The 24,960-nt window shown below is 58.0% G+C and carries 18 protein-coding genes, 2 tRNA genes and 1 riboswitch; of the genes, 11 read left to right on the forward strand and 9 right to left on the reverse strand.

Features of this window, described 5'->3' with window-relative positions:
- Positions 1-27 precede the first annotated feature (27 nt).
- The 4 genes from RCH06_RS03745 to rimO all read left to right on the forward strand — a co-directional run bounded on the left by RCH06_RS03745 (position 28) and on the right by rimO (position 4,728).
- Positions 28-2,295, forward strand: coding sequence for a RelA/SpoT family protein (locus RCH06_RS03745; RefSeq protein WP_327080083.1), 2,268 nt, complete (start codon positions 28-30; stop codon positions 2,293-2,295).
- A 79-nt stretch (positions 2,296-2,374) separates the two neighbouring features.
- Positions 2,375-2,451: transfer RNA gene (locus tag RCH06_RS03750), tRNA-Val, on the forward strand.
- Between the two features lie 220 nt (positions 2,452-2,671).
- On the forward strand, positions 2,672-3,223 hold the full coding sequence (phaR, locus tag RCH06_RS03755) for a polyhydroxyalkanoate synthesis repressor PhaR (protein WP_327080150.1): 552 nt from the start codon (positions 2,672-2,674) through the stop codon (positions 3,221-3,223).
- 86 nt (positions 3,224-3,309) lie between these two features.
- On the forward strand, positions 3,310-4,728 hold the full coding sequence (rimO, locus tag RCH06_RS03760) for a 30S ribosomal protein S12 methylthiotransferase RimO (RefSeq protein ID WP_327080084.1): 1,419 nt from the start codon (positions 3,310-3,312) through the stop codon (positions 4,726-4,728).
- A 142-nt stretch (positions 4,729-4,870) separates the two neighbouring features.
- On the opposite strand, the gene RCH06_RS03765 is transcribed toward rimO, so the two are convergent.
- Positions 4,871-4,955: transfer RNA gene (locus tag RCH06_RS03765), tRNA-Leu, on the reverse strand.
- A 335-nt stretch (positions 4,956-5,290) separates the two neighbouring features.
- On the opposite strand from RCH06_RS03765, the gene rnr reads away from it, so the two are divergent.
- The gene (gene rnr / locus RCH06_RS03770; protein ID WP_442799586.1) at positions 5,291-7,600 is read left to right on the forward strand and encodes a ribonuclease R; all 2,310 of its coding nucleotides are present in this window, start codon (positions 5,291-5,293) and stop codon (positions 7,598-7,600) included.
- A 41-nt stretch (positions 7,601-7,641) separates the two neighbouring features.
- On the forward strand, positions 7,642-8,205 hold the full coding sequence (locus RCH06_RS03775) for a YggT family protein (protein ID WP_327080085.1): 564 nt from the start codon (positions 7,642-7,644) through the stop codon (positions 8,203-8,205).
- Here RCH06_RS03775 and RCH06_RS03780 read toward each other — a convergent pair.
- Both RCH06_RS03780 and argA read right to left on the reverse strand, forming a co-directional pair.
- On the reverse strand, positions 8,202-9,755 hold the full coding sequence (locus tag RCH06_RS03780; protein WP_327080086.1) for an NAD(P)H-hydrate dehydratase: 1,554 nt from the start codon (positions 9,753-9,755) through the stop codon (positions 8,202-8,204). The two genes, RCH06_RS03775 and RCH06_RS03780, sit on opposite strands and share 4 nt — an antisense overlap.
- Before the next feature lie 123 nt (positions 9,756-9,878).
- Positions 9,879-11,228 carry an amino-acid N-acetyltransferase gene (gene argA, locus RCH06_RS03785; RefSeq protein WP_327080087.1) on the reverse strand — a complete coding sequence of 450 codons (1,350 nt, stop codon included), beginning with the start codon at positions 11,226-11,228 and terminating at the stop codon, positions 9,879-9,881.
- Between the two features lie 239 nt (positions 11,229-11,467).
- On the opposite strand from argA, the gene hrpA reads away from it, so the two are divergent.
- Positions 11,468-15,367: an ATP-dependent RNA helicase HrpA gene (hrpA, locus tag RCH06_RS03790; RefSeq protein ID WP_327080088.1), complete on the forward strand. Its 3,900-nt coding sequence runs from the start codon at positions 11,468-11,470 to the stop codon at positions 15,365-15,367.
- A 55-nt stretch (positions 15,368-15,422) separates the two neighbouring features.
- Here the strand turns inward: hrpA and RCH06_RS03795 are convergent, their stop codons facing one another.
- The 6 genes from RCH06_RS03795 to lptF all read right to left on the reverse strand — a co-directional run bounded on the left by RCH06_RS03795 (position 15,423) and on the right by lptF (position 20,587).
- Positions 15,423-15,581, reverse strand: a complete 159-nt coding sequence (locus RCH06_RS03795) for a DUF3309 family protein (protein ID WP_327080089.1) — start codon at positions 15,579-15,581, stop codon at positions 15,423-15,425.
- Positions 15,582-15,671: 90 nt separating this feature from the next.
- On the reverse strand, positions 15,672-16,865 hold the full coding sequence (locus tag RCH06_RS03800) for a pyridoxal phosphate-dependent aminotransferase (RefSeq protein WP_327080090.1): 1,194 nt from the start codon (positions 16,863-16,865) through the stop codon (positions 15,672-15,674).
- Positions 16,866-16,867: 2 nt separating this feature from the next.
- Positions 16,868-17,812 carry a CysB family HTH-type transcriptional regulator gene (locus RCH06_RS03805; protein WP_327080091.1) on the reverse strand — a complete coding sequence of 315 codons (945 nt, stop codon included), beginning with the start codon at positions 17,810-17,812 and terminating at the stop codon, positions 16,868-16,870.
- 102 nt (positions 17,813-17,914) lie between these two features.
- Positions 17,915-18,292, reverse strand: a complete 378-nt coding sequence (locus RCH06_RS03810) for a sirohydrochlorin chelatase (protein ID WP_327080092.1) — start codon at positions 18,290-18,292, stop codon at positions 17,915-17,917.
- 28 nt (positions 18,293-18,320) lie between these two features.
- The gene (lptG, locus tag RCH06_RS03815) at positions 18,321-19,469 is read right to left on the reverse strand and encodes an LPS export ABC transporter permease LptG (protein ID WP_327080093.1); all 1,149 of its coding nucleotides are present in this window, start codon (positions 19,467-19,469) and stop codon (positions 18,321-18,323) included.
- The gene (gene lptF, locus RCH06_RS03820; RefSeq protein ID WP_327080094.1) at positions 19,466-20,587 is read right to left on the reverse strand and encodes an LPS export ABC transporter permease LptF; all 1,122 of its coding nucleotides are present in this window, start codon (positions 20,585-20,587) and stop codon (positions 19,466-19,468) included. Before lptF ends, lptG begins: the two co-directional genes overlap by 4 nt.
- 56 nt (positions 20,588-20,643) lie before the next feature.
- On the opposite strand from lptF, the gene RCH06_RS03825 reads away from it, so the two are divergent.
- The 4 genes from RCH06_RS03825 to RCH06_RS03840 all read left to right on the forward strand — a co-directional run bounded on the left by RCH06_RS03825 (position 20,644) and on the right by RCH06_RS03840 (position 24,250).
- Positions 20,644-22,164, forward strand: coding sequence for a leucyl aminopeptidase (locus RCH06_RS03825; RefSeq protein WP_327080095.1), 1,521 nt, complete (start codon positions 20,644-20,646; stop codon positions 22,162-22,164).
- On the forward strand, positions 22,161-22,598 hold the full coding sequence (locus RCH06_RS03830; protein WP_327080096.1) for a DNA polymerase III subunit chi: 438 nt from the start codon (positions 22,161-22,163) through the stop codon (positions 22,596-22,598). The genes RCH06_RS03825 and RCH06_RS03830 overlap by 4 nt, the downstream gene beginning before the upstream one ends.
- Entirely contained in the window at positions 22,595-22,942 is a 348-nt protein-coding gene (locus tag RCH06_RS03835) for a hypothetical protein (protein ID WP_327080097.1), read from the forward strand. The genes RCH06_RS03830 and RCH06_RS03835 overlap by 4 nt, the downstream gene beginning before the upstream one ends.
- Before the next feature lie 177 nt (positions 22,943-23,119).
- Entirely contained in the window at positions 23,120-24,250 is a 1,131-nt protein-coding gene (locus tag RCH06_RS03840) for a branched-chain amino acid ABC transporter substrate-binding protein (protein WP_327080098.1), read from the forward strand.
- Positions 24,251-24,705: 455 nt separating this feature from the next.
- Positions 24,706-24,940, forward strand: a riboswitch (cobalamin riboswitch).
- The last annotated feature ends 20 nt before the right edge of the window (positions 24,941-24,960 follow it).

Raw genomic sequence — 24,960 nt, forward strand, 5'->3', positions numbered from 1 at the left:
CAACGTGACCGAGAGACTTGAGACCCGATGAAAAATAAAGTGGCGCAAACGCCGGCCCCCACATCGTCCCAGGACGTACCCAGTTCGATTGTCACGGCCACCGCCGACAGCCTGCCGGAGCAGCCGCACGCCTTGGTGCGCGCACGCGCTTTTGCCGAGCCGTTGATTGCCTGCGAAGTGATGGACACCGGTGAAAATATTCTGGCGCATGCTGATGCAGTGGTCGCCATTCTCAAGTCGATTGGCGGCTCTGAAGCCATGCAGGCCGCCACCTATCTGGTGCATTCGTGCCAACATTTAAACAAGCCTCAGGAAGTCATCGCCAAGGCTTTTGGCGCCAGTTATGCCGCGCTGGCGGTAGAAACCACCAAGCTGATTTATTTGCAGCGCCAGACGCGCGTAGCGGACGCCAAAGCCCAGTTGCACGAAGACCCTGCCGCACAGACAGAGAGTGTGCGCAGGATGCTGCTGGCGTTTTCGCGCGATTTGCGGGTCGTCATGCTGCGGCTGGCTTCACGCTTGCAGACTTTGCGCTATTACGCCTCGAGCCGCCAGTCCGCTCCCAGGGCGCTGGCGCATGAGTCGCTGCATGTGTTTGCGCCGCTGGCGAACCGGCTGGGTATCTGGCAGATCAAATGGGAAATGGAAGACCTGTCTTTTCGTTTTCTGGAGCCCGATACCTACAAGCAAATTGCCCGGCTGCTCGACGAAAAACGGGCGGAACGCGAAGTTTTCATGGAGTCGCTGCGTGTGCAGCTTGAACGCGATCTGAACCAGAGCGGCGTTGCGGCACTGGTGCAGGGACGGCCCAAGCACATCTACAGCATCGTCAAAAAAATGCGCGGCAAGTCGCTTGACTTTGACCAGGTGTTTGACATTCGGGCCATGCGCGTGATTGCAGCCGATGTGAAGGGCTGCTATGCCGTGCTGGGTTTTGTGCATTCATGCTTTACCCCGATAGAAGGCGAGTTTGACGACTACATTGCCAAGCCCAAAGCCAACGGCTACCAGTCATTGCACACGGTTGTGCGTGACGAAGGCGGGCGGGCGGTTGAAATCCAGATACGCACCCAGGCCATGCACGACCATGCCGAGACTGGTGTGGCCGCGCACTGGGCTTACAAGGAAGCTGGCAGCAAAGGCTATGTGGGCGTATCGGCCAGCAGCGAATACGACGCCAAGATTGCGGTGTTGCGGCAATTGCTGGCCTGGGAGCGCGAACTCTCGGCTCCGGCTGCACAGCGCGCCCGTGAGGCCAATCAGGGCTTGTTTGAAGACCGTATCTATGTGCTGACGCCCGATGCCGCCATTGTGGAGTTGCCTCAGGGCGCCACGACGGTTGATTTTGCCTACAGCGTGCATACCAGCCTGGGTCATCGCTGCCGTGGCGCGCGCATTGACGGCGTCATGGTGCCGCTCAACACGCCGCTGCAAAACGGCCAGACAGTTGAAGTCATCACGGTCAAGGAGGGCGGGCCGTCGCGCGACTGGCTCAATCCGGAATTGGGCTTTCTGTCGAGCCACCGGGCAAAATCCAAAGTGCGTGCCTGGTTCAATGCGCTGGCGATGGAGCATACGGTGGCAAAGGGCCGGGAGGCGGTTGAAAAGCTGCTCCAGCGCGAAGGCAAAACCGCGATAAAGCTGCAGGATCTGGCGCTGCGTCTGGGTTTCAAAACGGCAGATGATTTGTTTGAAGTGGTCGGCAAGGACGAGTTGTCTCTGCGCACCATTGAAAACATGCTCAGGCCACCCGAGCCCGTGCCGTCGCCAGATGAGTATGTGCTGCCTAAAAAAGTACGCCAGCCCGACCGTTCAAACTCTGCCGGTAAAGGCAAAGGCAGTGTGCTGGTCGTAGGCATGGATTCTTTGCTGACCCAACTGGCCAAATGCTGCAAGCCTGCGCCTCCTGACGAGATTTTGGGGTTTGTCACCAAAGGCAAAGGCGTGAGTATTCACCGAAGTGACTGCAGCAATTTCCGCAACATGGCCAGCGGCAGCCCTGATCGCGTCATTGAGGTCGAATGGAGTTCTCCCAAGTTGCCTGATGGCTCGGTGTATCCGGTGGACGTAGCGGTGGAAGCGGCTGACCGGCAGGGATTGCTGCGCGATATTTCAGAGGTTTTTACCAAGGAAAAAATGAATGTGATTGGCGTTCAGACCCAGTCAGTTAAAGACAACCGTGGCGGCACGGCCTGGATGACCTTCACGGTCGAGGTTGCGCAATCGGGTCGGCTCAATCAGGTGCTTGCTGTTGTGGCGGGCGTCGCAGGGGTGCGCTCTGCACGCAGGCGCTGAAGTAATTTCACATATTTTTCCTTGCAGACTAAAACAGGTATTTAGCACTGCTAGAATACGAGCTGTCAAACAGACCTTTAGGCGCGTAGCTCAGCTGGTTAGAGCACCACCTTGACATGGTGGGGGTCGTTGGTTCGAGTCCAATCGCGCCTACCAATTTCTTGGAACAGTTTTCTGATTCAGTCCTAAAAACCTTTTAAGGTTAAGTTGCTGATTCCAGATAACCCAAAAAAATTGCGTAGATCAAGACATTCCTAGAATGTACCGAACCCTGTCTCTATAAGGCAGGTTTCTTCATTCTCAGGAGTCGTCATTGCAAAGTAATAAATCCCTCCCTACAGAATCTTGCGAAACACCTCCAGCAAGTAGCCCATCTGTGGATGCCGTTTCTGGTGCCAAAGGCCGCAAGACGGCTGACAAAACCGATTCGCTCCGGATTATCAAGAAATATCCGAACCGTCGCCTCTACGATACCGAAACTTCGGCATACATCACTCTCACCGAAGTTCGGCGACTGGTGATGAGCAGTACCAGTTTTGTTGTGCGTGATGCCAAAACCAGCGAAGACCTTACGCGCAGCATCTTGCTGCAAATTATTCTTGAAGAAGAAGCTGGCGGCGCGCCCATGTTTACCGAAGCTGTTTTGGCCAATATCATCCGTTTTTATGGCGATGCAATGCAGAGCTTCATGGGGGCGTATCTAGAAAAAAATGTCCAGAGTTTCATGGATCTGCAACTCAAAATGGCCGAGCAATCCAAAGGAATGACTCCTGAGATGTGGGCACAGTTTGTGAATGCAAAGTCGCCCATGATGCAGGGCATGATGGGTGCGTACGTCGAGCAGTCAAAAAACGTTTTTACGCAGCTGCAGGAACAAATGCAAAAACAAAGCGAGCAAATGCTGTCTGCGCTAGGGCTGAAGCACTGAACGTTGGGTTGTTAATGCAGGCTGATTCGGGGCCATGCAAACAGGTTTTTTCCGGTCTGGAGTTTGCTCTGAGACAATAGGGGGCTATGAGTGAAGTACTTTCCCCACCCCCCCTTTCCCTTGTTTCCCCTGCCAAGCCTGCGCCGCGCGTAGGCTTTGTGAGTCTGGGTTGCCCCAAGGCATTAACCGATTCAGAGTTGATCCTTACGCGACTCAGTGCAGAGGGCTATCAGACATCTAAAACCTTTGAAGGCGCTGATCTGGTCATTGTCAATACCTGCGGCTTCATCGATGACGCCGTCAGGGAAAGTCTGGACACCATTGGTGAGGCGCTAGCTGAAAACGGCAAAGTCATCGTGACGGGTTGTCTGGGTGCCAAGTCGGGCGAGGACGGTGGCAATCTGGTGCGCCAGATGCATCCCAGTGTGCTGGCAGTTACCGGCCCCCATGCGACTCAGGAGGTGATGGATGCCGTGCATCTGAATCTGCCCAAGCCGCATGATCCATTTATCGATTTGATCCCCAATGCATTTGGTATCGCCGGCATCAAACTCACACCCAGGCACTATGCCTATCTCAAGATTAGTGAAGGCTGCAACCATCGCTGCACTTTTTGCATCATTCCCTCCATGCGTGGCGACTTGGTATCGCGCCCGATTGGTGATGTTCTGAATGAGGCGCGCGCATTATTTGAAGGCGGCGTGAGAGAACTCCTGGTCATCAGCCAGGACACCTCTGCCTATGGCGTTGACGTTAAATACCGCACCGGCTTTTGGGATGGAAAGCCGGTCAAGACCAGGATGCTGGAGCTGGTTCAGGCGCTGGGTGAAATTGCCGAGCCTTACGGTGCTTGGGTGCGTTTGCATTATGTGTATCCTTACCCGAGCGTTGACGAGATATTGCCGCTCATGGCAACCGGCAAGGTGCTGCCTTATTTGGATGTTCCGCTGCAGCATAGCCACCCTGACGTGCTCAAGCGTATGAAAAGGCCGGCCAGTGGAGAGAAAAATCTGGAGCGCATTTCGCGCTGGCGCGAGATTTGCCCTGAAATTGTCATTCGCAGTACGTTCATTGCCGGCTTCCCGGGTGAAACCGAAGCTGAATTCGAGCATTTGCTTGATTTCATGCGAGAAGCCAAAATTGATCGTGCTGGCTGCTTTGCCTACAGCGCAGTGCAGGGCGCCACGGCCAACGATATTCCAGGAATGCTCCCGCTTGAGCTGCGTGAAGAGCGGAGGGCACGGTTTATGGCGGTGGCTGAGGCTGTTTCAAGCCAGAAGCTTCATCAGCGCATTGGCGCGACCATGCAAGTGTTGGTCGATCATGCGCCGGCCTTGGGGCGAAAAGGTGGCACGGGCCGCTCTTATGCCGATGCTCCTGAGATTGATGGGGTGGTCAAGCTGCTGCCACCTGAAAAGATCAGCAAGACGATAAAGGTTGGTGAGTTCACCCGTGCCCGGATTGTGGGTGTGCAAGGTCACGATCTGGTTGCTGTTCCCGTCTGAAGAGCTTAAAACGCTTGCATTGATACCCAGTCCCTGTGGTTGCAGGGACTGGGTATCAGATTATCCAGATGAGGAGAACGAGGATATGCAGGCGAAAAAAAAGCTACTGGGTTAGCAGAAGCTTTTTTGACTTGAGTAGTTTTGGTGCCCGGGAGAGAACTCGAATCTCCACATCTTGCGATACACGGACCTGAACCGTGCGCGTCTACCAATTCCGCCACCCGGGCACAGCAAGCAGTTTAACATTACATTTATGGCTTATCGGATGCAGGGCGGAAAAAATTCAAATTTTCTGCAGCTTTTTAAAGCAGAGACAAATACGCTTTGTTCATACTGCAGAAATGCGCCCAACTCTTTATCATGAAAAGCGTTTCCCGTTGCGCAGACATCAGCTTTTCACAAATCGCGGCTAGTATCTGGTTTTAAACTGATGCAAAACAAGCCGAACTGGTCAATGCCCCTATTTACGCCCGTTTTTGACAACACGTCATTAGCGGGCATCTCATGAAAGAGACTTCTTATCAAAACAAATAATTCCAATTCAGGCGCTTCGGCCGATCTTTTGGCGGAGTTCGAGGGAACCGTATCCGGCCATCGTGATGGCCACGGTTTCGTTCAGCGCGACGACGGCGAGGCAGATATTTACCTGCCCCCCAACGAAATGCGAGCGGTGCTGCACAAAGATCGCGTTAAAGCGCGCATCGTGCGCCATGACCGCAAGAACCGGCCTGAAGGTCGCGTGACTGAAATCATCGAGCGTTCGCCCAATCCCATCATTGGGCGGCTGTTGCAGGAAAGTGGCGTCTGGCTCGTCGCGCCCGAAGACAAACGCTACGGTCAGGATGTGCTGATTCCCAAAGGCGGCACGGGCGCTGCCAAAACCGGCCAGATCGTGGTGGTTCAACTGACCGAGCCGCCTGCACTGTTTGGCCAGCCGGTCGGACGCGTCACAGAAGTTCTGGGCGAGCTTGATGATCCCGGCATGGAAATTGAAATTGCCGTCAGAAAATACGGCGTCCCGCATGAGTTCAGCGACAGCGCACTGGCGCTGGCGCGGGCCTTGCCTGATGCGGTCGGCCCGTCTGACAAGCTGCGCCGTGTTGACCTGACCGACATTGCGCTGGTCACCATTGACGGCGAAGACGCGCGTGACTTTGATGATGCGGTTTATTGTGAGCCGGCCAAAGTGGGGCGTGGCAAGGGATGGCGTCTGCTGGTCGCTATTGCAGATGTCAGCCACTATGTGGAAACCGGCAGTGCGATTGACATTGACGCCTATGACCGCGCCACCAGCGTGTATTTTCCGCGCCGCGTGATTCCCATGTTGCCCGAAAAACTCTCCAATGGCCTGTGCTCGCTCAACCCGAATATTGAGCGCTTGTGCATGGTCTGCGACATGCTGGTCAACGCCAAGGGAGAGGTTCACGCCTACCAGTTTTACCCGGCGGTCATGTTCAGCCAGGCCCGTTTTACCTATACCGAAGTGGCTGCCATTCTGGGCAATACACGAGGGCCGGAAGCTGAACAGCGCAAGGACATGGTGCCGCATTTGCTGCATCTGCATGAGGTGTATCAGGCGTTGCTCAAGGAGCGTGGTGTGCGCGGCGCCGTGGATTTTGAAACCACAGAAACCCAGATCGTTTGTGATGAGGTGGGACGGATTGAAAAGATCATTCCGCGAACCCGCAATGTCGCGCACCGCGTGATTGAAGAGGCCATGCTGGCTGCCAACGTGTGTTCGGCGGACTTTATTTCGCAAAGCAAGCACACCGGCCTGTTTCGCGCCCACGATGGCCCGACGCCGGAGAAAGTCGAGGCACTGCGCAACTACCTCAAGGCGATGGGGGTTGGCATGACCGTTGGCGACCAGCCGACGCCGGGCGAGTTCCAGCAAATTGCAGTGGCCACCAAAGACCGGCCCGATGCACCGCAAATTCATTCGATGCTGCTGCGCTCCATGCAGCAGGCGATCTATACGCCGGTAAACAGCGGCCATTTTGGCCTGGCGTATGAGGCTTACACCCACTTCACCAGCCCGATTCGTCGTTACCCCGACTTGCTGGTGCACCGGGTCATCAAGGCCATTCTGGGAAAAACCAAGTACCAGCTGCCTCTTTTGCCGACACCGGGCGAGGCAGTCGCCAAGCTGTCCAAACGGCTGGCGTCCCGCGTCAAGGAACCCACGGAAAAACCGAAAAAAATCAGTGCTGACCAGCTGGCCTGGCAGGCTGCCGGTCTGCACTGCAGCGCCAACGAACGCCGCGCCGACGAAGCCAGCCGCGACGTTGAAGCCTGGCTCAAATGCAAGTACATGCGCGAGCATCTTGGCGAAGAGTTTGGCGGCGTGGTGACCGCTGCAACCGGCTTTGGCATTTTTGTGACGCTGGACGCGATGTATGTCGAAGGCCTGGTGCACATTACCGAACTGGGCGGCGAATACTACCGCTTTGATGAGGCGCGCCAGGAATTACGCGGTGAACGCAGTGGCATGCGTTATGCCTTGGGAACGCGGGTTCGGGTACAGGTGAGCCGCGTTGATCTGGATGGGCGAAAAATTGATTTCCGTCTGATCCACGAAGGGGAGGACAAGGCGGGCCAGGTGAGCCGGGCCATGAAAGACAAAGCCGGCGGTGCATCGACAGAGATGCCGCTGCAGGAACGTGGCGACGGCTCCCGGCGCAACGGCAGGTCCTCAGGCAAGCGTTCGGACGCCAGTAACGGCGGACGCAGCACCGCTGCGAAAAGTCGCCCGGATAATGCTGACAGATCGGGCAATAAAACGTCTGCATCGCCGGGCAAGGCGCGCAAGACCGCTGCCAAAAAATCAGCTGCTAATCCGGCCCTGAAACAAGCCAAAAAGCCCCGTCGTTAGGACTTCATGAGAACTTTTATGTGCCTACAAACTGGGGGCTTATGCTGATCCAGATTTTGGGGTTTCTGCTGGAAACTGCCTTCTTTGTACTGGTTGCCGCCGCATTGCTGCGCGCCTGGATGAACTGGCTGCGCATCAGCATGATCGGCCAGCCGGGCAACTTTGTGATGGCCTTGACCGACTGGCTCGTCAAACCGTTGCGGCGCGCCTTGCCTCAGCGGTTGCTGAAGGCGCGTGTGGATTGGGCCAGTTTGATTGCTGCCGCCCTGATGGCGCTGGGGTATGCGTTGCTGTGGTGGGTGTTGTTCAGCGTATTGACAGGCATGCCGACGGCCGGGCTGAGCTTGGCATCGGTCATTTTCCTGCCGGTTGTTGCCTTGAAGATGCTGATTCGGGTCGCGCTGCAAACCCTTTTCATGCTGGTGCTGGGCTATGCCGTTTTGTCCTGGGTGCAGCCCGGATCAATGGCTTACGGTTTGCTGGCGCGCCTGACGGAACCTCTGTTGGCACCGTTTCGGCGCGTTATTCCAGCAGTAGGCGGCGTCGATTTGTCGGCGCTGGTGCTGATGCTGGTTCTGCAAATCGGCCTGATGATTCTGGGCTAGAGACTCTGCCATTTCGCCAGCGCTGATGCCGTCAGCGCTTGGTGCGGCATATTGCAGGCCCAGCTATCTGCTCTGTGGCCGTGGACAAACACCGCACTGCAGGCAGCCTGAAAGTCATCCATTCCGCTGGCTAGAAAAGCGCCGACCATGCCTGCCAGCACATCGCCGGTGCCCGCAGTTGCCAGCAGGGCGTTGCCGCTTGAATTGACCATCGGGAGCTGATCCGGGCAGGCAATCACGGTTCCTGAGCCCTTGAGTACCACCACACACTGAAAGCGCTCGGCCAGCTGCCGTGCTGCGCCTAGCCGGTCAGCTTGAATCGCGGCTGCCGTCATGCCTGTCAGGCGGGCCGCTTCCAGCGGATGCGGCGTTAACACGGTGCTGTAACCGAGGCTCTTTCGCGCTTTGAGCTGGGCTTGCAGTCGCGGGTTCATGGCGATGGCATTGAGCGCGTCCGCATCAAGCACGGCCTGCCTTGCCGTCGAAAGTACATTGCCAAGCACGCTCTTGACCGCTTCGCCCCCGCCGCAGCCGCACACGATGACCTGATGCGCCATGTCCAGTGCGTCGGGCGCGCGAAACATCAGTTCGGGCTGCTCCGGATCCACGCTCAAGCCGGGCGCGTCACCCAACAGGGCGACAAACACCCGGCCAGCACCCGCATGCAGGGCTGCGCTGGCGGCCAGCAGCGCCGCACCGCTCATGTGGCTGGCGGCAGTCGATTCACCGCCCACTACGGCGACATCGCCAAAACTGCCTTTATGGCTGGCTTGTGCTGATTGCGTGCGCAAAGGCGGGTGCGTGCGGTCTGTGCCCAGCAACCAGGCGCAGGGCTGGACGGTGGGCGTGATATCGGCCTCGCTGACGCCAAGATCATCAAGCCACACCTCGCCCGCACTGTCGCGGCCGCTGGCGGTGAACAGGCCCGGCTTCAATCGCAATAAACTTAAGGTAAACAGGCCTCTTGCGCACGCTGGGTATGCGCTGAAAGCTATTGATTTAGTAGCATTTTTGAAAGGAATAGCGCCCGTGTCGGCTTGCAGACCGGTCGGAATATCGACCGACAGCCGCATTGCCGGGCTGGCGTGCATACGGTCCAGCCAGTTTTGCATCAATGCGCTGCCCGGACGGTCAGGATCAAGCGTCGCGCCGATTCCGAGCAGCGCATCAATGCAGACATCGAACCCTAGCGGCGGCTCGCTGGCCATCACAACGCCTGCCGCCAGTGCCCGCTGGCGCGAGGCCTGGGCATCCGGCGGCAATTCGCTTTTGCCGCACGGCAAACCCGTCCAGGTCACGACCACATTTTTGCCCCATTGGTGCAGATGCCATGCGGCCTCAAAGCCATCGCCACCATTGTTGCCGGGGCCGCAGGCAATCCAGATCAGCTCGGCGTGCGGTGCCAGCGCCAGCGCCAGCCGTGCCACTAAAAGACCCGCCCGCTGCATCAGCGTGTGGGCGGGCAGGGCGGCTGCGGCCTGTTGTTCAATTTGGCGGATCGCGGCGACGCTGTACAGCGGCTGGCTGACAAGACTGGATATTTTTTGCATCCGGTCATTGTGAGGGGTCAAAGCCGCGTCAGACCCGCGTGGCAGTTTTTAGAAATCGCCGCTGTACATGCCGGGCCGGCAATCAAGCGTCGCAAGTCACCATGCCAACGTCGGCAGCGCCCTTCAACCCAGCTTTTTCACCAGCACCTGGCTTTTGCGGTCCCAGTTGTACTTGCGCTTGCGGGCGTCGGGCAGCCAGTCGGGGTCCATCTGCACAAAACCGCGTTTGATAAACCAGTGCATGGTGCGCGTGGTCAGCACAAAAATACTTTGCAGACCGGCGGCACGGGCACGCTGCTCGATGCGTTTGAGGATTTTTTCGCCATCGCCTTGGCCCTGGCTCTGCGGCGACACCGTGAGCGCCGCCATCTCTGCCGTTTTGGCTTCGGGGTACGGGTACATCGCCGCGCAGGCAAAGATCACGCCGTCGTGTTCGACAATGGTGTAGTGGTCGGCGTCGCGCTCAATTTCGGTGCGGCTGCGCTTGACCAGCGTGCCGTCCTGCTCAAACGGCTCGATCAGTTGCAAAATGCCACCCACGTCGTCAGCCGTGGCTTCACGCAGTTCTTCAAGCTTTTCATCGACCACCATGGTGCCGATGCCGTCATGCACATAGATTTCCAGCAGCAACGCGCCATCAACGGCAAACGGAATGATGTGGCTGCGCTCCACCCCGGCTTTGCAGGCTTTCACGCAGTGCTGCAGGTAAAACGCCGTGTCGCTGGGGCGCTGGCCGGCAGGCACCTTGGCCAACAGGCTCTCGGCAGCGGCCAGGGGCAGTTCGGTATCAATCGGATTGTCTTCACTGGCAGGTTCATCGGGCTGGATGCGGATACCGGGGATTTCGGTCACGAAAATCAGCTTGTCGGCCTGCAGCGCAATCGACACGCTGGTGGCCACTTCTTCCATGGTCAGGTTAAAGGCTTCGCCGGTCGGCGAAAAGCCGAAAGGCGAGATCAGCACCATGGCACCAAAATCAAGCGTGCGGGAAATGCCCGCCACATCCACCTTGCGCACCAAACCCGAATGCTGGAAGTCCACGCCGTCGACAATGCCGACCGGCCGGGCGGTGATGAAATTGCCGGAAATGACGCGAATGGTCGAGCCCGCCATCGGCGTATTGGGCAAGCCCTGGCTGAAGGCGGCTTCAATTTCATAGCGCAGCTGGCCGGCGGCTTCCTGCGCACAGTCGAGCGCGACACCATCGGTAATGCGCATGCCTTGGGCGTATTTCTCTGCGTGTCCCTTGGCGCGGAGTTGCTCGGTGAACTGGGGCCGAAAGCCATGCACCAGCACCACCTTCACGCCCATGCTCTGGATCATGGCCAGGTCTTGCGCCAAATGCGGCAGCTTGCCGGCGGCAATGGCTTCGCCGCAGACCGCGACCACAAACGTCTGGTTGCGGAACTTGTGGATATAAGGTGCCACCGAACGAAACCAGGGGACAAAGGTGAAATTGAAGACCGTGGACATGGCGCGCTTTCGGGGGGGTGCAGGAAGGGCTGCGGGAAGTGCACAAGCCCGCAAAGCGGGCCTGGCCGCTTTTCCGGACAAACAAAAAATAGGTGTGAGTTTAAGGGAGCTGCATGACGCTTGCGGCCGCGACCCGGCGAAAAGCCCGCCTGGCCATCGTGCCCAGGGCGGAACGCCGATAATCACCAGCTTTGACTGCTGGGTCTTCCTTGGCTTCTTCTGCTTTCACATCGGCCCCTTTGGCCATTACTTTTCCCGAGTCGCTGCCGGTCTCCAGCCGGCGCGACGACATTGCCGCAGCGCTCACGGCGCACCAGGTCATCATCGTCTGCGGTGAAACCGGTTCGGGCAAAACCACGCAACTGCCCAAGATTGCCCTGGCGCTGGGGCGCGGCAAGCTCAACTACCCGCCCGGCCAGGGCAAACTGATCGGCCACACCCAGCCGCGCCGCATTGCCGCGTCCAGCGTGGCCAAGCGGATTGCCGAAGAATTGAAAACGCCACTCGGCGACGTGGTCGGCTACAAAGTGCGCTTTCAGGACCGCCTGAGCCGCGATGCGTCGGTCAAGCTCATGACCGACGGCATCTTGCTGGCCGAAACCCAGACCGATCCGCTGCTGCGCGCCTACGACACCATCATCATTGACGAGGCGCACGAACGCAGCCTGAACATCGACTTTTTGCTGGGCTACCTGCGCCAGCTATTGCCGCGCCGGCCGGACCTGAAAGTCATCATCACCTCGGCGACGATTGATGCGCAGCGCTTTGCGGATTATTTTGCGTCCACCAAAGGGCCGGCGCCGGTCATCATGGTCTCGGGCCGGATGTTTCCGGTCGAGCAGCGCTACCGCCCTTTTGAAGAATCCCGCGATTACGACCTGAACAGCGCCATTGCCGATGCCGTCGATGAGCTGTGGATGAGTCCGCACAGTGCCGGCGATATTTTGATCTTCCTGCCCGGCGAGCGCGAAATCCGCGAAGCCGCCGACCATTTGCGCAAGCACTTGGCGCACCAGCCGCTGACACGCAATGCCGAAGTGCTGCCGCTGTTTGCGCGCCTTTCCCAAGCCGAGCAAGACCGGATTTTTGACGGCCACAGTGGCCGGCGCATCGTGCTGGCGACCAACGTGGCCGAAACGTCGCTGACGGTTCCGGGCATCCGATACGTCATTGACGCAGGCACGGCGCGCGTCAAGCGCTACAGTTTCAGGAACAAGGTCGAGCAGCTGATGGTCGAGCCGATCTCGCAGTCGGCGGCCAACCAGCGCGCCGGCCGCTGCGGCCGCGTGGCCGACGGCATCTGCATCCGGCTGTACGACGAAGCCGATTTTCTGGGCCGGCCACGCTTTACCGACCCCGAGATTTTGCGCAGTTCGCTGGCGTCGGTGATTTTGCGCATGAAGTCGCTGCACCTGGGCACGATTGAGAGCTTTGCCTTCATCGAGCCGCCGCAGGGCCGCGCGATTGCCGATGGCTACCAGCTGCTAGCCGAACTCGGCGCGGTGAACGACGACAACGAACTCACGCCGGTCGGCTGGACACTGGCCAAACTCCCACTGGACCCGCGTGTCGGCCGCATGATTCTGGAGGCGAAAGCCAGGGGCGCGCTCGACGAAGTGCTGGTGATTGCCAGCGCGCTCAGCGTGCAGGACGTGCGCGACCGGCCGATGGACAAGCAAGCGCAGGCCGACCAGGCGCATGCCAAGTTCGACGATGAAAAGAGCGAGTTTGTCGGTTACCTGCGGCTGTGGAAATGGCTAGGCGAGTCGCGCGGCGGGCATGACGCGGTTCACAAACTGACGAATCGCCAGCATGAAAACCTGTTGCGCGAGAATTTCATCAATATTCGCCGGGTACGCGAGTGGCGCGACATTCACTCGCAACTGTTGATGGTGGTGGGTGAGCAGGGCTGGCATCTCAATACCCAGCCGGCCAGCTACGAGCAGTTGCACTTGTCAATGCTGTGCGGCCTGCTGGGCAATGTGGGCCTGAAAAGCGAAGAGGACGACTGGTACCTGGGCGCGCGCGGCATCCGGTTTTATCGCCATCCGGGTGCGCGGCTCAGCAAGAAGCCGGGCCGCTGGATCGTGGTGGCCGAGCTGGTGGAAACCACGCGGCTGTTTGGCCGGGGCATTGCCAACATTGACCCGCAGTGGATGGAACAAGTCGGTGGCCATCTGCTGAAAAAGCAATTGCTCGATCCGCACTGGGAGAAAAAAGCCGCGCAAGTCACGGCGCTGGAACGCGCCACGCTGTACGGGCTGGTGGTCTACAACGGGCGGCGTGTCAACTTTGGCCGGGTTGATCCGGTCACGGCGCGGGAAATTTTTATCCGTGAGGCGATGGTGGCGGGCAACTGGGACACCAAGCTGCCGTTTCTCGCTGCCAACGAAAAGATGATTGCGCACGTTCAGGAGCTGGAACACAAGGCGCGCCGGCAAGACGTGCTGGTCGATGAAGAGTTGATTTATGCCTTTTACGATCAGCAGTTGCCCGCTGATGTGTGCAGCGGCGCGAGTTGCGAAAGCTGGTACAAAAACGAAGTCAAAAAGCAGCCCAAGCTGCTGCTCTTGACGCAGGACGAGCTGATGCGCCACGAGGCCGCCGGCATCACCACGCAGGCGTTTCCCAAGACGCTGCGGCTGGGCGGCGTCGATTGCCTGGCCACCTACCTGCACGAACCCGGCGACGCCAAGGATGGCGTGACGGTCGATGTGCCGATTTTTGCGCTGAACCAGGTCAACGAAGAGCGCTGCGAATGGCTGGTGCCCGGCATGCTGAAAGACAAGATTCAGGCGCTTATAAAAACCCTGCACCAGCGCCCGCGTTCGCGGCTGGTGCCGCTGCCCGACACGGCGGCGCGCATGGCGGCTGAGCTGATGGCAGCTGAAAAATTTGGCGCCGGTTCGCTGACGGATGCGGTGCTGAAATGGGTGCGCGACGCGACGTCGCTGGACATCAAGCGGGGTGACCTGAAGCTCGACATGCTGCCCGCGCATCTGTTCATGAATTTTCGCGTGGTCGATGAGCATGGACGCCAACTGGGCGCGGGCCGCAACCTGGGCGCGCTCAAGGGCGAACTGGGATCGCAGGCGCGCGGTGCGTTTCAGGCGCTGGCAGGACTTAAAAACCTGGGCAAGGCGACGCCGACAGACGCCAGCAATGTGAAAACCGAGGCTTCAAACCGTAATTCAGCATCAAATAAGCCTCTTGTGCAAGCAGGACGGGCGCAAGCAGCTCCTGAAAAAATAGCAGTTAAAGTGCCGGAACGCTATACCAGCTGGAGTTTTGGCGAACTGCCCGAGCTGATGGAGATTGGCCGGGGCAGCCAGACGCTGATTGGTTTTCCGGCATTGATCGACCTGGGCGACGCGGTGACGATTGAAGTGTTCGACGAGCCTGATACCGCCGCCGCCAAACACCGCGCTGGCTTGCGCCGCTTGTTTTCGCTGCAGATCAAAGATGCGCTGAAATACCTTGAAAAGAACCTGCCGGAACTGCAAAAAACCGCCGCCGCCTACATGCTGGTGGGCCGCGCTGCCGACAATTCGGGCGGCGGCACGCTGGAAGAATTGCGACAGCAAATCATTGAAGTGGCGCTGGACCGGGCCTTTTTGCTGGAGCCGCTGCCGACGTGCGAGGCCGACTTCAAACAACGCATTGACGATGGCCGTGGCCGCCTGACGCTGATTGCCAGCGAAGTGGCGCGCCTGGCCGCTGGCATTTTGACGGAGTTTGCCGTGGCGCAGCGCAAGATCAAGGACACCAAAAACGCGACCGAGGCCGCGCTGGACGCCGCACAGCAACTGCAGCGTCTGGTGCCCAAGAAGTTCCTGACCGCCACGCTCTATGGGCAGCTGCAACATTTCACGCGCTACCTCAAGGCAATCACGCTGCGGCTCGAAAAGTGGCGCGCCGATCCGGCCAGGGATGCCGCGCGAATGGTCGAATTGCGGCCGCAAGAGCAGCGCTACTGGCGCTTGCTGGCTGAACGCAAAGGCGCGGTGGACGCGCGAATGCAGGAATACCGCTGGCTGCTTGAAGAGTTGCGGGTCAGCTTTTTTGCGCAGGAACTGCGAACGCCGCAGCCCGTCAGCATCAAGCGGCTGGACAAGCTGTGGACGCAGTTGAACAGTTGAGAGCCGAAAAAAAAGACCTTGAAACAAGGTCTTTTTTAAGGGGAGTGAGCGATGACTAGATTCGGCCCATCAGCAGCAGCACGATCAGGATGATGACGATCAGGCCAATGCCGCCGCTTGGCCCGTAGCCCCAGCTGCGGCTGTGGCCCCAGGTAGGTAGGGCACCGATCAGAAACAGAATCAGGACGATGAGCAGGATAAGCGAGATGGACATTGAGAACTCCTTGTTTTGTATGCGTTGATTCTTGCCCGGCGTGCGCAGATCACAAGCAGGAAACCGGCTTCTTCCAGCGTCAGGAGTTGCCTACAGTCTGGCCAGTCGCTCCAAGGCCATATTCAGCGTTTCGTCTTTTTTCGCAAAACAAAAGCGCACCACGCGCTGGTCAAAGCCATCGCCATAAAAAGCCGACAGCGGAATCGCCGCCACACCGATTTCGGTCGTCAGCCATTGGCAAAAATCCGCTTCACCGAGGTCGGTGACCTCTGAAATGTCAACGCACTGGAAGTAGCTGCCTTCGCTGGGCAGCAACTTGAAGCGCGTGTTGGCCAGGCCGCTGCGAAACAGGTCGCGCTTGGCGCTGAAAAACGCCGGCAGGGACAGGTAAGGCGTAGCGTCAGCCATGAAGGCCGCCAAGCCGTACTGCACCGGCGTGTTGACGGTGAACACATTGAACTGATGCACTTTGCGAAATTCAGTGGTCAGCGCCGCTGGCGCGGCCACATAACCGACCTTCCAGCCGGTCACGTGGTAGGTCTTGCCAAAGCTGCTGACCACAAAGGCGCGTGCCGCCAGCGCCGGAAAGCTGGCTGCGCTATGGTGGCGCTGGCCTTTGTCGGCGTCAAACACCATGTGTTCATAGACTTCGTCGCTGATCAGCAGCACCTCGGTGGGTGCCAGAATGTCTTGCAGCTGCAGCATTTCAGCTTGGGTCCAGACCATTCCGCTCGGGTTGTGCGGTGAATTGATGATGATGGCGCGGGTTTTGGGGCTGAGCGCTGCCTTGATCTTTTCAAAATCGGGGCGGAAGGTGCCCGGCGTCAAGGGAACGCGCACTACTGTGCCGCCGGCCAGTTCAATATTGGGCACGTAGCTGTCGTAGCAGGGTTCAAGCACGATGACTTCATCGCCCGGATGCACCACCGCCAGAATGATGGTAATGATGGCCTGCGTGGCCCCTGCCGTGATGGTGATTTCGCTGCCCGCGTCGTAATGGCCACCGTACAGCGTCGCCAGTTTGGCGGCAACGGCTTCGCGCAGCACCGGCACGCCGGCCATCGGCGGGTACTGGTTGAGGCCGCGCTGCATGGCGTCGGTGACGGCATCGACGAGTTTCGGGTCGCAGTCGAAATCAGGAAATCCCTGGCCCAGATTGACGGCATTTTTTTCAGTCGCCAGCGCCGACATGACGGTAAAAATCGTGGTGCCTACGCGGGGCAGTTTGCTCTTGAGTTCAGGCGTGCGGGCTGCGCTGGCAGCAAGAGTGTGAGGGTGTGGCATGGTCAGGCTTCGTAGTCGTTGAGGCGGCCGGTCATGGCCTTGGTGATCAAGTCGCGGTTCAGCTTGTCGCTGAGGAGTTCGGCAAATTTATAGACAAAATTGCGCAGGTAAGCGCTGCGCTTGAAGGCCACGCGGGCAACATTTGCGCCAAATAGCAAGCCGGCCGGAATGGCGACCAGATCGTTGTTGCTGCCGTCGTCCTTGAGCGCCATTTCAGCCACGATGCCCACGCCCAGTCCCAGCCGCACATAGGTCTTGATGACATCGGAGTCAATTGCTTCCAGGGCGACGCGCGGATGCAGGTGCTTGGCGGCAAATGCCTGGTCGATTTTGGTGCGCCCGGTGAACGACGGGTGGTAAGTGATCAGCGGCTCCAGGGCCAGGTCTTCGAGCGTGATGTGCGCTTTGGTGGCCAGTGGATGGTCCAGCGGCATGACCAGCACGTGCTGCCATTCGTAGCACGGCAGCGTGACCAGGTCGTCGTACTGGCTCAATGATTCGGTGGCAATGCCGATTTCGGCCACTTCGTCGATCAGCATGCGCGCCACCTGATCGGGCGAGCCTTGGTGCAAGCTGACGTTGACTTTGGGAAAGGCTTCGCGCAGTCTGGCCACCGGCACAGGCAGCACATAGCGGGCCTGCGTGTGGGTGGTGGCAATGGACAGTGTGCCGCTGTCCTGGGCCGAATACTGCTCGCCGATGCGCCGCAGATTGCCGACTTCACGCATAATGAGCTCAATGCTTTTGAGGACATGCTGGCCGGGTTCGGTCACGCGTTTCAGGCGCTTGCCGTGGCGCGCAAAAATCTCCACACCGAGTTCTTCTTCAAGCTCGATGATGGCCTTGGAAACACCGGGCTGCGAGGTATGCAGCGCACGCGCAGTTTCGGTCAGGTTCAAATTGCGGCGGACAGCCTCTTGAACAAAGCGGAATTGATGTAGGTTCATATTGTTTTCAAGCTAATTATCAAATTCATTATGCCTTTGATAGCCTAAAGAAACCCTTGCTGCCTCACGGTTCATGCCTCAGACCCAGCGCACCGAAACAACTCAAGCCATCGCAATTTCGGCCATCAGCGCCGTCATTTGTGCGTATTCTCCGGCGGCAGGCAGTAGTTCGATCCGCACGTCGGGATGCGCTGCCTTGACTTGGGAGATCAACAAGGGGAGGTCTTCGCGCGCATGCTTGCCAACGCCCAAAAAAAGCGGAAAAACCCGCAACTGGCGCGCACCGGCAGCGATGAGGTCGCTGGCCGCATCGAGCAGCGACGGCTCGCAAATTTCCAGATAGGCGCAGCGCACCAGCGCATCGGGCTGGCGGGCGCTGATTTGCATGGCAACCGCTTCAATGGGCGCGCGCCATTGCGGATCACGCGAGCCGTGGGCAAACAGGATGATGCCGAGGGAGTCAGTCGTTTTAGGGGTCATGGGATGATTCATAAATAGGTTGTGCCGCTCAACGCCTGAGCACCAGCCAGCCAAAAGCGCCCATGGACACGGCCATGTAAATCAGTCCGGGGGTGGCGGCGGCCAGCCACGGCTGCCAGTTGCGCAGGTTGCCAATGTAGCCAAAGACGTTGTTGAGCAGGAAAAAGCTGATGCCGATCATGACGCCGGCAAACACATAGCCCGCAATGCCGCCAGAGCGGAAATGAAGGTAGGCAAAAGGCAGCGCCAGCATCACCATGACCAGGCAACTGAGCGGGTAAAACACCTTTTTCCAGAACTCAATTTCATAGCGCTGGGCCGTCTGGTCATTGGCTTGCAGATGGCGGATGTAGTTGAAAAGATCAATCGTGGCCATGCGCCCTGGCTTGAGCAGGGCGACTGACACCATTTCAGGGCTGATCTCGGTCAGCCAGCGAAAACTTGACGTGGTGGTGCGCTTGACTTTGGCGTGCTGGGCGGACGCACTGTCGCCTGCACTTGCACCTTTTACGCTGTCTGAACTTTCAAATTCTGCCCGCGCTGCGTTGCGCAGCAGCCAGGCATCATCTGAGGAAAAAACCGCCACCGGCGCCTCAGTGGTCGAGACAATCAGCCCTTTGCTGTTGAATTCGTAAATTTGCACGCCCCGCATTTCATTGTCGGGGGACAACTCCTTGACGTTCACGACGAAATTGTTGTTTGCTTGCCTTTCTTTCAGCCACGCACCGGTCTGGCCGACGGTGATCCTGTTTTGGTAGCGTGCCTTGAGCAGTTGGGCCGCCCGTTCGCTGCTGGGCGCAATGTAGTCACCCACCACAAAGCTGAGCACCACAAAAAAAGCCCCCAGACCCAGCAACAGCTTGAGGGCGCGCCAAGGCCCCAGGCCGCTGGTTCGCAAAATGGTGTATTCGGAGCTTTGGGCCAGTCGGGCCATGACAAAAATACTGCCGATCAGCACCGAGATGGGCAGCAGTTCGTACAGGTGATTGGGTATCAGCAAGGTGACATAAAGCAGCGCATGCTTGATCTGGTACGTGCCTTCGCCGATGATGTTTTTCCCCAGGTATTGCAGCTCATCGACCAGATCAAAAAAGAAGAACAGCGCCAGGAACCCCAGGGCCACCAGCGCAATCGAGGACAGCACTTCACCATAAATCAGGCGGCGTACGGTTTTCATGACGGACTTCCGGCGCGTACGGCAATGGCCTCAGACCGTGGCTGGCGTTTCAGGCGAAATGTCCAGTTGTTATGCCGCTTGGCCAGCCACGCCAGTCCAAGCAGCAGAATGCCGCCGTGCATGACCAGTAAAAGAGGGGCGAAACCAATGAGGCCCACAAAAATCCAGCTTTGCCCCAAGTTGACCAGGTTGTTGTAAACAATAAAAGCGAGTACGACAAAAAAGAGGTTGCCGCTGCGTCCGCCCCGAGGATTCACGCTGGCCAGCGCCAGCGCCAGCACCACCAGATTGATGGCAGAAAGCGCCAGCCCGATGCGCCAGGCGAGTTCACCGAGATTGCTGCGCGAAGGGTCTTTGATGAGTGCCCGGGTGCTCATCAGTTTGGCTTCCGGCACGTTGTCGCCCAGCACAGCCGTATCCCCCGTTTTCACGCCGTACTCTTCAAAGTCGCTGATCTTGAGGGCTGATTGACCAATCACGTTTTCAAGCCGCTGACCGTTGGAAAGCATCAGGAACTGGCTTTCTCCCTTGCGCTCAAGCCGGCCTGCCTGGGCGGTTGTGATGGCGTTTTTGCCTTTTTCGGTCGCGGCAATAAAGACGTTGTTGCTGGCTTTTTCTCCGGCCAGCGTACGGTCAATAAAAAACACGCGGTTGCCGCTTGAAGACTCCTGGAACTGGCCGGGCGCAATGCGGTCCAGGTCACCGCGCTGCTGGTAGCGGCTTTGCATGTCCCGGGTTTGCTGATTGGTCCACGGCCATACAAACACCGCCATCAGCGTAATCACCAGCAACACGGGCCAGGCGAAGTGGAACAGGGGGCGTAAAAATCCGGCCAGTCCTTGGCCACTGGAAAACCAGACCACCATTTCACTGTCGCTGTACATGCGTGACAAAGTGCTGACCATGGAAATAAACAGCGAAAGTGTCAGGATGGTGGGCAAACGCCCCAGCGCTGAATACGCCATAAACAGCATCACGTCCTGCGGACTGAGGACGCCGCGTGAAGCCTGGCCCAAGGTACGGATCAGCACAATGGTCATGACAATGGTGATGAGCACCACGAGCGTGGCGCCGAAACTGCGCGCTAATTCCTTGCGAATCGAAGATTGGAATAACATTGACTGAATGGCTGCTTTGCTTTGTGTAAGTTGGTTTCTCTACCAGACCCTGAATTATGGACTTTGAACTTAAAAAACTGACCCGCTCCCTCATTTGCAGCGAAAAAACCGACGCACTGGTTGTTCTCATTCCTGAGGGCATGACGCCCGGCGACGATCCTTTGTCAACGCTGGCCGCGCTGGCGCTCAAGTCCGGCGACCTGGAAGCCAAGCCTGGCAAACTGCTCAGCGCCTACCGGTGCGAAGGGATTGTCGCCACCCGGGTTGTGCTTTCAGGCGTTGGCGACGCCAGTCCAAAGAATATTCGCACGGCAATCAATGCCGCCATGAGTGGCTTGAAAACCTCCAACGCCCAACGCGTTATGGTTTGCCTCAGTGCGATTGAAAACCTGCCGCCTGCAGCGGTTCGCGCCGCCGTCGTGGCTTGCAGTGAAACGGTTTACGCGTATTCCACAACAAAGTCCAAGCCGGTTCCGGGAAAACTGCAGCGCGTTTTGATGGCTGTGAACGACCTCACCAGTGCCCAGCCTGCGTTTGACAAAGCCATTGGGCTTGTCAAAGGCATTGAGCTGGCCAAGGAGTGGGCCAACCGGCCGGCCAACCACGCCACGCCCACGCTGCTGGCAGGCGCGGCCAAGGAACTCGCGAAATTGCCGCGCATCAAGGTCGAGTCGCTGGGGCTTAAAGAGGTTGAAAAATTGGGCATGGGTGCGTTCATTGCGGTGGCGCAAGGCAGTGCAGAGCCCCTGCGTTTTATTGTGCTGCGCTATGAAGGCGCGGCCAAGGCAGAAGCGCCTGTGGTGCTGATTGGCAAAGGCATCACCTTTGACACCGGCGGCATTTCGATCAAGCCTGCGGCTGAAATGGACGAGATGAAGTTTGACATGTGCGGCGCAGCCAGTGTGCTGGGCACTTTCAGGGCGCTGGCTGAATTGCAGCCCTCAATTAACGTGGTGGGGCTGATTCCTGCGTGCGAAAACATGCCCAGTGAACGCGCCATCAAGCCCGGTGATGTGGTGACCAGCATGAGTGGGCAAACCATCGAAATTCTCAATACCGATGCCGAAGGACGGCTGGTGCTCTGCGATGTGCTGACCTATGCCGCGCGCTTCAAGCCCAAGGCGGTGATTGACATTGCTACGCTGACGGGCGCTTGTGTGGTGGCACTGGGCGCCGTGCGCAGCGGACTGTTTTCAAATAACGAGCCTTTGGCAGAATCGCTGGCGAAAGCGGGTGATGCGTCTCTCGATCCTTGCTGGCGCATGCCGCTGGACGACGAGTATGCCGATGGCCTCAAAACCAATTTTGCCGATGTGGCGAATGTAGCCGGGCGGGCGGGCGGCGCTGTAACAGCGGCCAAATTTCTCCAGCGCTTTGCTGGCGAATTTGCCTGGGCGCATCTGGATATCGCCGGAACAGCCTGGAAAGGCGGAGCCGCCAAAGGCGCGACGGGTCGGCCCGTGCCTTTGCTGCTGGAATACCTTCTCGGCCAGGTCGCCGCAGAAATGTCCGCCAAGCCGCCTTCCAAGGCCAGACTTGCCAAAAGAAGCACGCCTGCCGCCAAAACCCAGGCATGACGGAAATTGCCTTTCACTTCAATGTGCCCGACAAGCTGACCTACAGCTGCCGCCTGCTGAGAAAGGCTTATCTGAGCGGTGCCAAGGTCATGGTCACTGCAGAGCCTGGCGTGCTGGCTGAGCTGGACACGCTGCTTTGGGGCTTTTCCGCCACAGAGTTTGTGCCTCACTGCACCCCAGGTGCACCGCTCATCACCTTGAGCACCACGCCTGTCGTGCTTGCTGAGTCGCTGGCTGACTGCCCGCATCACGAAGTGCTGGTGAATCTCGGGCAGACCATTCCTGCTGGCTTTGAAGGCTTCGAGCGTTGCATTGAAGTGGTGGCCTTGCCGCCTGAAGACGTCATAGCGGGGCGCGGGCGCTGGAAGCATTACGTCGCACGCGGTTATTCGCTGGTCAAGCATGATTTCTCCCAGCCTGGGGGCGGCGCATGACTGCTCGCAATGGGCCTGCGCGTGATGTGCCGACATTGACCGAGGTCGTGCCGCCGGCACCGTTGCCTGAGCCGGTTTTGATCGACCCTGCTGCAACTGCTGCGCTTTCAGCGCAAACGCAGGAGTTGATGGTGCAGCGTGTTTTGCAGCGCACCGACCTGATGATCGAGCAGCGTTTGCATGAAGCCGTTGAGCAACTGATCCTGGCGCACACTCAGGCCATGATGCCGATGCTTCGCGAAGAAATTGAGCGGATCGTGCGCGAATCGGCTACCCAGGCTTTTGAGCAGGAATATTCTTTGGGCGCTGATTTCCCAGAAGGCTCGCCAGTTCACCCGGATTAAAAGTTTCTGCTGCGTAATCGCGTAAAAAATACACCTGACTTCGGGCAAACCCTTTGTACCGTTTGAACCTAGGGACGTTGCTATGGTGCAGGCCCAAAAATTGCGTTATGTTCAGCCCCGTTGAGTAAAAAAAATTGTTCTCAACCTTCACAGGTAATTTTCTAACCGGAGTGTTTTATGCATATGAAATTGAAATTGACTGTAGTTGCAGCCCTTGCGATGGTGGGGGGCATGGCTTCAGCGCAAGATGCTGTTGTCAAAATTGGTCATGTGGCACCGATGTCCGGTTCGCAGGCTCACTATGGCAAAGACAATGAAAATGGCGCCCGCATGGCCATTGAAGAATTGAACACGCAAAACGTCGTCATTGGCGGCAAGAAAATCAAGTTTGAACTGGTTGCCGAAGACGACGCAGCTGATCCAAAACAGGGCACGGCTGTTGCACAAAAACTGTGCGACTCCAAAGTGGCGGGTGTGGTGGGTCACCTGAACTCCGGCACCACGATTCCTGCCTCCAAGGTCTACAACGACTGCGGTATTCCGATGGTGACGGGCGCTGCCACCAACCCGGCACTGAGCAAGCCTGGTTATAAAAACGTTTATCGCATCATTGCGAATGACAACGCTTTGGGTGCCGGACTGGCGTTTTATGCCGCAGATGCACTGAAACTGAAAAAAGTCGCGATTATTGATGACCGCACTGCTTACGGCCAAGGCGTAGCAGAAGTGTTCAAAAAGACGGCCTTGGCCAAGGGCATGACGGTGGTCGATGAGCAGTACACCACCGACAAGGCGACTGACTTCATGGCCATCTTGACGGCTGTCAAATCCAAAGCCCCTGATGCCGTTTTCTTCGGCGGTATGGATGCACAAGGCGGCCCGATGTTGCGCCAGATGGAGCAGCTTGGCATGAGCAACGTCAAGTTCTTTGGCGGTGACGGCATTTGTACCGCTGAAATTGCCAAGCTGGCAGCAGGCGCCAAGACGGTGGGTAATGTGGTTTGCGCCGAAGGCGGCTCGTCATTGGCCAAAATGCCTGGCGGCACAGCCTGGAAAAAGCGTTACGACGCCAAGTACCCTGGACAGTTCCAGATCTACAGCCCTTACACCTATGACGCAACCTTTTTGCTGGTTGACGCCATGAAGCGCGCTAATTCGACCGATCCCAAGGTGTACAACGCTGAGTTGATCAAGTCCAACTACAAGGGCGTCACGACCACCATCGCCTTCGAGCCCAACGGCGAGTTGAAAAATCCAGCCATCACGTTGTATGTTTACAAAGACGGCAAGAAGGCAGCCCTGAACTGACCGGCTTTGCCTCACGCATTGCGTTGAGGCGATAGGCGGCATCGCAGCCCTTGGGTTGCGTGCCTCTTCAAAACGCCCGGTGCTACGCAAGCACCGGGCGTTTTTCGTTGTGCGTCGAAATACTTATTCGGTGCCCTACGACACCGGGAGGCGGTGCGCCCGCTGCCGGAGCTGGTTGGGGTGAAACCGGTGCCTGTTGATATGCCAAAAATCAAAATTCAGGGTATTCATGAGAATCGGTTTTGATTAATTGCTATTTATTTAATAGCTGCTTGCGCACGTCCTGCTTGCACAATAGCCCTGTTTGATCCAATATTATTGAATTAGAAAGTCCTGCGCAAAGCACTGCAGCACGCCGCCGGCAATCGTAGATCGCTACTTCTTTTTCTGTGATTGAACTGCTGATACGAGCCTTGTGAAAGCCATCGTCAGAAAAGCTCAATTTTCGGGTGCTAAACTGAAACCGAATTTCAGGTGGCCTGCAGACTTCGGTTTGCAGGCTTAAACGGGAAGTCGGTGCGCAAAGATTATTCGTTAATCCACGCCATTCCGACGCTGCCCTCGCAACGGTAAACGAGTCAAAGCCGGATCCATCACCACTGTGCCAACGCATGGGAAGGGGGTCCGGCAAACAAGCCATCTGCTTGTTCACTCGTGAGCCCGGAGACCGGCCTGATTTCTTGCGCGTGATCTTGCGATGGGCAAGGGTC

Origin of the sequence: Polaromonas sp. CG_9.5 (genome assembly GCF_035984465.1) — a bacterium.
Taxonomy (GTDB): Bacteria; Pseudomonadota; Gammaproteobacteria; order Burkholderiales; family Burkholderiaceae_C; genus Polaromonas.